This is a genomic window from Haloarcula amylolytica JCM 13557, assembly GCF_000336615.1.
In the GTDB taxonomy this organism is placed as follows: Archaea; Halobacteriota; Halobacteria; order Halobacteriales; family Haloarculaceae; genus Haloarcula; species Haloarcula amylolytica.
In genome coordinates this window covers 22,893-32,431 of the sequence record NZ_AOLW01000065.1, presented here as the reverse complement: position 1 = coordinate 32,431, position 9,539 = coordinate 22,893, and the positions used below count along the sequence as shown (strand labels likewise).

Sequence of the window (9,539 nt, the reverse complement as noted above, 5' to 3'; positions counted from 1 at the left end):
AGAAATTGCTCTGATGTGTGTCGTCTACAACATCAAACGTGCCGTCAAACAGTGAATTCCATCGCCTTATGGCGATTCAACACAGCCGTATATAGTGAGTCTGTTCCTGGCATCAACTGTATCTAGTTTGCGACCAGCGAGTAATAAATCACTGTACCAAGCAGGCACAACGCATTCATATGAGGGAATGGCCGTCTCGGCCATAGGTCTGGCTGTGAGCGGTATCACGAGACACCGACGACATTCTTGAACGCGGGGTAGGGCAATAGTGACCCCGATTTTTGTCGCGAACAGGCGTAGCCAGTTCTCCTCGTATTCCTCCGGATGATCGCACTTCTCTACCCACTGTGAGAGTCAGTCGGTGCAATGTTGATTAGGAGTCTTACTTTGGTTGAAGTGTGATGTGCTTGAACTACTACTGAATTATAATGAGTCAAGTAAGCAACTGGTGGAGAAACTTGATGTGGCGTAGCTCTTCAGCTACCCCAGAATTTCGATTGATATTTCATTCTGTGAGAGGAGATATAGCTGTCATCAGGCAATTGCGTCAACAAAGTACATCGGATACCGCCCAGCAGAGTCACAAGAGTACATGGCTGATGAGTGGACTGCCAACGAGAGATACACTGGTGCCGACAAGGTCGGATTCGTCCCGGAGAGAACTACCGCAATGTCAAGTCGAAAACAGATTTCCCGCAAGCGGAGCTTGTCCACTTCGACACCCCCGACGAAGCCGTAGAATGGGCGCGTAACGCCTAACCCCTGCCGGTCCCGAATATAGACTCTCTAAGCACGATTATCGCAGCTCTCAGGTTTTTGTACCATCCCTGCCACTTTGGGTTCCGAGCCTTCGTCGAAGGATATGCCAGCCAGTAGCGACAACAGCGGCAATAGCTGGGAACAGCAACAGAGCGAGCATAACTATAGTTCCAGAGACGTCTCCGAGCTGTTCCCCTACCTCAAGGATACCCCAGACCATCAAAACGGGGTACATAAGGAAAGCAAGCCCCTCACTCCATCCCTCTCTAATATCCAAACTGGCTCCAACAGCTCCGGATGATATGGTATAGACGCCGAGAGTGATTAGATGAAGCCAGAGTTCAGAGAGTGGATATACGTCTGGAAAAAGTGCGAATAGTATGATAGCACCTACGCTGGCTGTGTTAACAAGGGCAAAAAACAATGCTACCCCCTTCTCTTCTGGCAGAGAAGATAACTCATCGAGAAGTAACCGCAGTGGGTGAGATGACTCCTGAGTTCGGTGTGTCTGGTAGCTCTGGCTGGTGTCGGTGTTGGCAGCCCCCGTCGTACTCGACCGATTGGTCGTACTCTGTGTCGATGAGTCTGCGGCGGATGTCGATTGGGTGCGCGACCTGCTCCTAGTAGAATCGTGTCTGGTGGTGTTCGACGCAGTTTGTTGAGTGGCTGAGCTACGGTGACTTTGTGTGTTTGAATCCTCCCAGACAGAGTCTGTTGATCTGCTACTGGTGTTTGTCTCGGTATTTGTGCTATTGCTCTGGCTGTCGCCCTGTGTGTTTGAATCCTCCCAGACAGAGTCTGTTGATGAGCTACTAGAGTTTGTGCCCGTACTCGTGTTATCGTTCTTACTGTCGCTCTGGGTATCTGAATTGTCTCGAGTGGAACCCGTGGACGTACTGCTCCGTCGAGTTTGCTGCTGTTGGGACCGGGATGAGCGGCTTTTTCCGGCCCCACCAGCGGCTGAAAGTAGAGCGTCTCGAGCTTCAATCAGGCGTTTGGAACGTTCATCGGCGTTATCAGAATCACTCTGGTCTGGGTGTTCCTCCTTAATTTGCTCACGAAATGCCTCCTTCACATCGGCATCCGTTGCGCCAGAATCAACTCCCAGAACCATGCGGGCTGTCGAAATATCCATGTTCGTAATTGGATTGTTTATTCGTAGTATTCTGCACCTACAAGTATAGCTGGGAAAATTATCATATCTGAATATAGTTTACTGTGTTCGGATTTGAGTCAGGGTAGTGCTGTGCCCCGAATTTCATCAGCTTAACAATCAATATCATACCGAGATTACAATACTAATATTCACTCCCACATGGCTTTCGGTAGTTCTCAAACCAAACAGACATACGCGATCTGCACCGCAGACTGCGCTAAACAGGCTCATAGAGTTTATCTAACGATTAGCTACCAACCACTACCGCGGTGCCCCGATAATCCACCAATGATAGGCACAGTTTCCTCGGTTCCGATGAGAGACTTTCCCCTATAATAAGCACCGGGTTCATCGCAGATCAGAGATTAACTCCCCAGCCAATGTTGCCATCCGGGATAGTTCCAGAGTTCTCACCCGCCGTCAGAATATTAAGAGTCGTATAGGAGCCTTTCGCAAAATCGTTATTCTTTCCGGTAAATGTGGTTAATAAACGCTATAACAACTTCTAAGGGTGTAAACCGGCTCAAGATTGTTTTTCCGACAGGCTCATAGCAGCTATGCTCCCGAAGCAGACATATTCGGCAGCTGAACTTGTCCTTATAGTCTTGAATATAAGTATCTAACCAGATAACTGTATAGTATGACCGATCAACCGGAGTCTAAATCGTCCGACGTACCGCCGGAAGGGGAAATCGTGAGTGGGACAGAAATCAACGAGCAGGAAGCTGACGGCAAGATCGTCGCAGATATGACCGTGGAAAATGAGGTAGATGAGGAAGACAGGCGTCTCGACGAACTCGAAGACGCTGTCATAGCCGAGGATTCAACACCAACAGAGGCTCAATACGTCGAATATCAGTACCTCATACTCGCCTACAGCTTTGACGAAATGCCTGACGAGTTCACCATCGAGAGCTTAGCAGCGGATACGGATGCTGACCCCGAGGGGTTTAGACGAGAGTTTGAACACTATGGGGGCACTATAGAGTCTTAACCCCCTGAGAATAAATAATACAGGCGACGAAGAAGCTAATCTGCTTTTGGAAGTTGCTGAGGGATACCTGAGTGACGAGCCCCAGCAGTACATAACTCCCGCCGAAAAAATAGCCGCTCTTCAAATCACTACAGCCGACGTTGTCAAGCTGTCCGGCGACTGGGGAACATATGCGAAAGCGTGGCGAGCCGACCGTGAAGACTGGGAGGACAACGCCGTCAGGGCTACCGAATATGTCCGAGTGAATTGCCAGGCCGAGATCGGACAAGAAGTGTCTATCCAACCCAGTCGGTGGTTTCCCAGGAAGACCCACTCACTTTGCAGCCGTACAGCCATATGCGCATTCAATTTGCCGGTGAGTTGAGGGACTGACTCCGTTGCCAACGTGAACGGAACCCGTCTCATATTGTGCAGGTACACCCAGTTCAGACGACAACTGAATAAAACGAGATTCCTGTTCTTGTTGGGGCACAATCTCGCGGAGTAAGCCTCATTTCCGACAGTATGATAATCAATCTGAGCCGCCCCCTCTTGTCCGATAACGGGTCCGAGTCGAGTGAGGCTATCGACGACCGCTAGAAGCCTGTCACGCCGACTCCCTCAACCTCAAACAGCGAGTGATAGATTTTTGCAATGAAATTGAGACAGTTTTGAACGTGACTGATATTCAGTCTTAACCCCGACAGTAGCGACTCTACCGAACTGAGCTGTGTGTGGATGCTATCGGCTTTTAGAATACCCCGGTTGTAATCACTTTGTATGACTAAAATCGGAATCTACGGTGTATCTCGAGAGGAGTTCACATTGGATCCCAAAGAGCGCACGTACAGACAATACGCCCTCTACAATACCAAGGATGGATGGAGTGATACGAGTGATCCGCGGTTTATCGATCTTGAACCCGATGAAAAGACGGTCGCTGCATTTGCAGACCAGTATGGTTCACAGACGAGTATTGTTGCGCCGCCGGACGAGGTTCCAGGGACTATCGAGGTCGTTGACCCACCGGAAGATGTCGGAAACGTGGAGGGCTGGTAGCTGATGTCTGGCTCAAAAGACACTCTTTGCTAATCACAGCATTTCTCCCTTTTAGATGGCGTTCGAACGTGCGTGCCGCCGTCAAGTCGATCCTTGTTACATAAGTCGCAACAAACCTCGATCTTCATATGGAATACGGTGTGTAACACCGGCAGCCACCCACTTAGTAGCTGAAACCTGACTAATCGTATCTGAATACCTGAAAGAGCGCGTTGAGGCACAGCAGTCTCCAGCAGCCGGCGTCGTGGTCAACGTCAAGCGGGCCCGCCACATCGCTCGCGAGTACCATGGCTGGGATCTACCAGACGAAAGCGAGCTCCGTCACCAAGCGATGGCGGGCGATGCGTGATGTCCAGTGACTCGTCCCAGTATATGACCTACAGAACCGACGAGTGCGACGCGCCGATCTTCGACGCCGAGCGCATCGCATCTGTCGACGGAGAGTACGGGCCGTGCATGGCTGTCGGGCGTCACGCCGGCGTCTGTTCCAGTGGTCATCTCTCTGTCTGGGACGTCGCAGAGGCCTGAGTCCTGTCGAGTGCGTACTCGCCCGTATTTTGTGTCCCCCGGTGGGGTGAGGGGTTTCCCGAACATGAGCACCGAACAGCAGCCCGTCGACGAACAGTCTCCAAGCACCGAAGCCGACGACCGACCGGACATTCGTGCCCAGCACCGGCAGGCACAGACGAGTGGCGAGGTGTTTCAGGGGCGTCCCCGAGGTGAGAGATAGATGTGTTGCCCCGACTGCCGGCGGCCACGGTCAGCGTCGGCGTGTGTCGACAAGCGCTACTACGTTAATGGGGTGGCTTCCGACCCGATCCCGTGGGGCGAGGGCAGCCAGTATCTCACGTACAAACTGCAAGTCGTCCAGAGCAACGAACGGGGCGTTACCGTCGACCCCGACCGGTGGCGCGATCAGTCGTGTCCTGCGTGTGGCGTCGAGCACGGCGAGATACATCATCGGCTCTGTGACTACGAGGAGTGTCCCGCGTGTGGCGAGCTGTTGCTACTGTGTTCTTGTGTCGTCGAGGTTGAAGTCGTTGCATCATCCGGCGTGAAGGGTCGTCTCAAGCAGTCCCTCGCTCGTCTCCTGTAAGCAAGACACCAGCTTCTAGAGCGGGCTCGATGTCAGACGGGCCTCGTGTGGCGTACTTTTGTGTGCGCCGACGAGGGTGCCGGCGTCGCACTGACTGCAGTGCGTGGAGCGCCGGCAGGTCACGATCAACCAATGCATATGCTCATCTACGCGCTCGTTGAGGCATCGACAGCAGACGCAGCACTCGCCGCTGGCAAAGGCGTTTTCGACACCCTGGTCGGCGTCGACAGGCACTCAAACGCAGTGTTCGACTACTACGTCACGTTCGACGAGAGTTCCACCGTCGCAGGCAAATCCCGGTGGGGCGAGCGTCCGACCGCGGCTCCGGTCGACTCCGAGGCCGGCCAAGAACTGCTTGGCGATGGCTGGGAGACAACGAAGTCAGCGTTCGAGCGTAATCTCCAGACGGTCAAAGACGCCCTCGACGAGCTTTCAGACGAGGAGATCATGCGCGACAAAGACTTCGCTCGATGTGCGTTCCAGAGAGTCGGAGCCACCAAGGGTCCAGAGATTGCACTGTACGAGGAACACGGATGCGGGATTCGCGATCGGACGCAGCTTGACCGGCTTCTGGACGAGAGTGATAACCTCTGGATCGTCCCCGCCGACGTCCACTTCTGAGGGAGAGCCGCGGCAGTCAGTTTTCGTCGAACCCGATTTTGTGTGTTCCTAGCGGGTGAGGAACTCATGTCAGAGACGCCAGATTCGTGCCCGAACGAGGATTGTGATGCAGACATCGTCAAGACCGAGACTGTCGACGTCGAGGCAGACCCACGGGCACGGGACCCGCGCACCGAGCCCGTCGTCACCTGCGCGGAGGGCCACCGGCAGGTGATGTAGGACTGCTGGTCTGCGTTTCCGAGGAGTGACGACGCGCACGTCGAGGTCGCGCGCGGTTGGAGACGAGAGGGACACGACTGCACTCGCGCTGGCAGTCGGTCCCTTGCAGCGTGTGGCAGACGGCCGGGCGATACAGACGGATGCCCGATTACGGTGTCATAGAACAGCTCACGGGGTAGTTTGTTTCAGCACTCTTGAGAGAGAGAACTACTCAGTAAGTGTGCAAATGTAGCGTGAGGAGTCGTGGTACCTCGACCCTCGGAAGGGTTATCCCACACACAACCGTACATTTTATCGTAATGGCAAACGGAAAAGTTGATTTCTTCAACGACACAGGCGGCTACGGTTTCATTTCGACTGACGACGGCGACCTCGACGACGACGAAGACGTGTTCTTCCACATGGAGGACGTCGGCGGCGAAGACCTCACAGAAGATACTGAGGTCGAGTTCGACATTGAGTCTTCACCGAAAGGGCCTCGCGCAGCAAACGTCGTCCGACAGTAATACCGAGACACACCTGTCGCTCACAGCGCCAGACATGACTCTCGATTTTTCAGACAGTTACACCCCCGAGCGAGCGCTCAGTCAACACGCTGTACTGACCGTTTGTTGAGAGAGTCATAGGTGGTGTGGGGAGCGCTGTGTGACACCCTCGGATGGCTGATGGATAGCAGCGTGGGGCTGGCAGGCCGGCTGAGAACGCGAGAGACGAGTGTGTGTCGGCGTGGGACTGACGGCCGGGCAACACGGATGGCTGGCTGCTGTGTCGTCTAGCCGTCGATCAACAGAGACATTCGTGGCGCTCTTGGCTCGCGTTGACGAGATCTTGATGGACATCGGTAGCGAGTTCGTGCATCGCCTTTGCTTGCGATTCAGTGGCAATTCCGAGCCGGTAGTAGGTTTTTGTTCGGTTCTGGTTCCATAGTTCAGCTAATCGTTCCCCAAACGCGTCATTATAGAGTCCGATCTCTGCACCTCGCTGGTACAGTCGCCGATGGCTACTGATGACTTCAGAAGCGTCCATTGCCCCGTCGTGGATGAGTCGGAACTGGATCGTCCGTTCTATCGCAACGAATGACGACTCGATGACGACCGTGTAGTAGCCATCATCAAGCAGGCGGGACGCAGCTGCCAGAAGCCGACACGCTCGGCGAAGTTGGACCAATTCGGCTTCGTCGACATCGAGCCCGTCCTCAACATTCTGTGGTGTCTGCTCAAAACTTCGCTCAGCGGCTGCCAGTGCGTTAAGCACTGATTCATTCTCCATTCGCGTACACCTCCGCCCGGATATCGGACAACTGATTTGTCCCGACTAATATCAGTCCCTCGTCGAACTGCTGTTGGAGTCGGTCACCAATCCGTTTCGCGCTCTCGGTCGATTCGACAAGCGCCTCGAACGTGTAGCGGTTCCCCTCAAATTTCGTCTCTTGGAGAGAGCTTACGATTGACTGAACAGTTCGGCGAGCCTGTGTCCTATCGTCTTCGACGAAGACGAGAAGATCGATATCACTTGCCCGGTCGGCTGTCCCCCGTGCAACACTACCGAAGAGCAGGATGCCGACGAGATGGTCAATCTCTTCCTGAACAGTATCGACGAAGGCCCGGACAGGCTTGTGAAATTCCGACTGAGGGATCGACAGGACTGGATCAGATTTTGTGAGTCGGTCACGATGGATATGCACGTATTGCTTCCGGCCTTCTTGACGGGTCTGAACTGTGCCGAGTTCTTTGAGTAGTTTGACTGCCTTTGAGACCGTTGCCTGATTCCCGTCAATCATTTCGGCGAGTTGTCCGATGGTGAACTCTTCATATGGCTCCTCAATCAAGCGAGCGAGCACATCCTGCATCGCCTGATATCGAAAGACCCGGTCCTGAGGGAACGGATACTCCAGAGCAATTGTGGTCATTTCTTTCGTAGTAGGCATACTATTCCTATTAGGAATGTATTGGTATAAAAGCCAGCTTCAGCCTGGGCAACCAATTTGGAAACTATCGATGCCCATGTCGGGGTTGAGCGATTGAAGGCGAGAGGGACATGACTGGCACTCCCGCTGGCAGTCGGTCCCTCTCAGCGTGGGGCAGACGGCCGGGCGAAACAGAGGTGTGACTGGTGGATAGCAGCGTGGGGCTGGCAGGCGGGCTGAGAGCGCGAGAGACGAGCGTGTGTCGGCGTGGGACTGACGGCCGGGCAGATACAGGTGGTTGGCTGGTGGAACGTCTGGCCGCCGGGCAGCCGCCGCTGGGCGGCACGCTCGCTCTTGCCNGGCCGGGCAGATACAGGTGGTTGGCTGGTGGAACGTCTGGCCGCCGGGCAGCCGCCGCTGGGCGGCACGCTCGCTCTTGCCGGAGCCGGTGCGTGAGTTGTGGGCCGGCGAAGAGGGTTCGGGTGGCGTGTGTCTCGTGGAGCCTGTCATAGAAAACGTCACGTACGAAGCAGCAGGGTGCGCGAAGTGTGTCCAACACAAGCGCAACCCCGCACGATGTAGCTTCGGTAGACGACTTCTTGAATGTCGCGGCCACCGAGACAGTTCCGCTGTTTGAGCATCTGGACTTCGAGTTTCTGCTTGAGTACGACGTGTTCGCCCCCTCAAAGCGGGGGCGAACACGAGTCAACGAACCATCAGACCTCTTTTGCGGCTTTCTGCACTGCTACTACGAGAACGTCTACGGCACTCGTCCAGTCACACGAGAACTCCAGCACAGCCTTGTCTGGTACTACTGCGGACTCGACAAACCGCCATCCAGAGACACTGTTGACCGGTTTCTCACCGATCTCGAACACATTATCGACGATATCTTCGACAGACTCGTCGAGCAGGCCGCCGCCCGCGGCCTGCTTGACTCCACGTACTCTATCGATTCGACCCACGTCGAGGCGATCCAGCACAACGACGCCGCCTCATGGAACTACGATCCAACAGTGGAAGAGTACTACTACGGCTTCGGCTGTACGATCGTTTCAACTGGCGCAAAAATCTCGATCGCAGCGGAGTTCACACAGGCTAAACAAGCAGACCAAGAGACGGCGATGCACGTCACGTGACGCGCTCGCCGTCGATACACCGGTCTGGATGCTTGGAGACGGTGCCTACGACATCCTCGACTGGCACGACCACCTGCTAGTCGCAGGGGTCGTGCCAATCGCCCCATACAACCCGCGAAACACTGACGAACCGAAAGACATCGAGTACAGGGTCGAAGACCGAATCAAGGAACACAGCGAGGACGTGCAGCGGAAACAATCCATCTTGGACGAAACGTACAACAACCGGACAGGTGTCGAACAAACCAACGACGCAGTCAAGGACTGCGGCCTCGGGCACGTCCGCGCTCGAGACCGCGTCCATGCACGAACAGAAGTGTTCGTTGCGCTCTACCTCCGGCTCGTTGTTGCAATCACCAACTACGAGCGAGGAAACGGTCCGGGGTGTGAGAAGCTATGAGTTGGATTCTATGACAGGCTCTACTAGTCCCAGGATCGCTGAGTCGCACAATTTCGGGCGTCTAAACAGGGCCAATATATATAAGAATAATAAATCACAAAAACTTAGCACATATAATGGGTTGAGGAATTCGTTGTGAGTAGTAAAATGAACTCAATTTCAAGACGAAGTTTATTGAGTAGTATCGCAGTTGCCGGGTTCTCTCCCGTAG

At 54.4% G+C, this 9,539-nt stretch carries 12 protein-coding genes and 1 pseudogene; 10 read left to right on the top strand and 3 right to left on the bottom strand.

Annotation, left to right across the window (positions count from 1 at the left end):
- Nucleotides 1-808: 808 nt before the first annotated feature.
- Entirely contained in the window at nucleotides 809-1,873 is a 1,065-nt protein-coding gene (locus C442_RS23165) for a DnaJ domain-containing protein (protein ID WP_394324899.1), read from the bottom strand.
- Nucleotides 1,874-2,555: 682 nt separating this feature from the next.
- Here C442_RS23165 and C442_RS20005 point away from each other — a divergent pair.
- The 9 genes from C442_RS20005 (at nucleotide 2,556) to C442_RS19980 (ending at nucleotide 6,389) form a co-directional block, all read left to right on the top strand.
- Nucleotides 2,556-2,909, top strand: coding sequence for a hypothetical protein (locus C442_RS20005; protein ID WP_008313698.1), 354 nt, complete (start codon nucleotides 2,556-2,558; stop codon nucleotides 2,907-2,909).
- Between the two features lie 46 nt (nucleotides 2,910-2,955).
- On the top strand, nucleotides 2,956-3,273 hold the full coding sequence (locus tag C442_RS23160; RefSeq protein WP_161606646.1) for a hypothetical protein: 318 nt from the start codon (nucleotides 2,956-2,958) through the stop codon (nucleotides 3,271-3,273).
- A gap of 395 nt (nucleotides 3,274-3,668) precedes the next feature.
- The gene (locus tag C442_RS20000) at nucleotides 3,669-3,947 is read left to right on the top strand and encodes a hypothetical protein (protein WP_008313696.1); all 279 of its coding nucleotides are present in this window, start codon (nucleotides 3,669-3,671) and stop codon (nucleotides 3,945-3,947) included.
- A 348-nt stretch (nucleotides 3,948-4,295) separates the two neighbouring features.
- A complete protein-coding gene (locus C442_RS22385) occupies nucleotides 4,296-4,475 on the top strand; it encodes a hypothetical protein (protein ID WP_049943136.1) in 180 nt (59 codons plus the stop codon).
- A 64-nt stretch (nucleotides 4,476-4,539) separates the two neighbouring features.
- On the top strand, nucleotides 4,540-4,677 hold the full coding sequence (locus tag C442_RS22380; RefSeq protein WP_008313695.1) for a hypothetical protein: 138 nt from the start codon (nucleotides 4,540-4,542) through the stop codon (nucleotides 4,675-4,677).
- Nucleotides 4,678-5,043: a hypothetical protein gene (locus C442_RS19990; RefSeq protein WP_049943135.1), complete on the top strand. Its 366-nt coding sequence runs from the start codon at nucleotides 4,678-4,680 to the stop codon at nucleotides 5,041-5,043.
- Between the two features lie 132 nt (nucleotides 5,044-5,175).
- Nucleotides 5,176-5,664 (top strand): hypothetical protein, encoded by a 489-nt coding sequence (locus tag C442_RS19985; protein WP_008313691.1) that lies wholly within the window; start codon nucleotides 5,176-5,178, stop codon nucleotides 5,662-5,664.
- A 66-nt stretch (nucleotides 5,665-5,730) separates the two neighbouring features.
- On the top strand, nucleotides 5,731-5,883 hold the full coding sequence (locus C442_RS21930) for a hypothetical protein (RefSeq protein WP_161606645.1): 153 nt from the start codon (nucleotides 5,731-5,733) through the stop codon (nucleotides 5,881-5,883).
- Nucleotides 5,884-6,182: 299 nt separating this feature from the next.
- On the top strand, nucleotides 6,183-6,389 hold the full coding sequence (locus tag C442_RS19980) for a cold-shock protein (RefSeq protein ID WP_008313689.1): 207 nt from the start codon (nucleotides 6,183-6,185) through the stop codon (nucleotides 6,387-6,389).
- Between the two features lie 277 nt (nucleotides 6,390-6,666).
- Here C442_RS19980 and C442_RS19975 read toward each other — a convergent pair whose 3' ends face one another.
- Entirely contained in the window at nucleotides 6,667-7,152 is a 486-nt protein-coding gene (locus C442_RS19975) for a hypothetical protein (RefSeq protein ID WP_008313687.1), read from the bottom strand.
- Nucleotides 7,142-7,810 (bottom strand): nucleotidyltransferase domain-containing protein, encoded by a 669-nt coding sequence (locus C442_RS19970; protein WP_239642348.1) that lies wholly within the window; start codon nucleotides 7,808-7,810, stop codon nucleotides 7,142-7,144. Before C442_RS19970 ends, C442_RS19975 begins: the two co-directional genes overlap by 11 nt.
- A gap of 527 nt (nucleotides 7,811-8,337) precedes the next feature.
- On the opposite strand from C442_RS19970, the pseudogene C442_RS19965 reads away from it, so the two are divergent.
- Nucleotides 8,338-9,328, top strand: a pseudogene (locus tag C442_RS19965) (transposase).
- Nucleotides 9,329-9,539 lie beyond the last annotated feature (211 nt).

Bases quoted from the DNA above. Each gene is read 5' to 3' on its own strand.
- C442_RS23165 (WP_394324899.1), bottom strand. From the start codon at position 1,873: ATGGTTCTGGGAGTTGATTCTGGCGCAACGGATGCCGATGTGAAGGAG.
- C442_RS20005 (WP_008313698.1), top strand. From the start codon at position 2,556: ATGACCGATCAACCGGAGTCTAAATCGTCCGACGTACCGCCGGAAGGG.
- C442_RS20000 (WP_008313696.1), top strand. From the start codon at position 3,669: ATGACTAAAATCGGAATCTACGGTGTATCTCGAGAGGAGTTCACATTG.
- C442_RS22385 (WP_049943136.1), top strand. From the start codon at position 4,296: ATGTCCAGTGACTCGTCCCAGTATATGACCTACAGAACCGACGAGTGC.
- C442_RS22380 (WP_008313695.1), top strand. From the start codon at position 4,540: ATGAGCACCGAACAGCAGCCCGTCGACGAACAGTCTCCAAGCACCGAA.
- C442_RS19990 (WP_049943135.1), top strand. From the start codon at position 4,678: ATGTGTTGCCCCGACTGCCGGCGGCCACGGTCAGCGTCGGCGTGTGTC.
- C442_RS19985 (WP_008313691.1), top strand. From the start codon at position 5,176: ATGCATATGCTCATCTACGCGCTCGTTGAGGCATCGACAGCAGACGCA.
- C442_RS21930 (WP_161606645.1), top strand. From the start codon at position 5,731: ATGTCAGAGACGCCAGATTCGTGCCCGAACGAGGATTGTGATGCAGAC.
- C442_RS19980 (WP_008313689.1), top strand. From the start codon at position 6,183: ATGGCAAACGGAAAAGTTGATTTCTTCAACGACACAGGCGGCTACGGT.
- C442_RS19975 (WP_008313687.1), bottom strand. From the start codon at position 7,152: ATGGAGAATGAATCAGTGCTTAACGCACTGGCAGCCGCTGAGCGAAGT.
- C442_RS19970 (WP_239642348.1), bottom strand. From the start codon at position 7,810: ATGCCTACTACGAAAGAAATGACCACAATTGCTCTGGAGTATCCGTTC.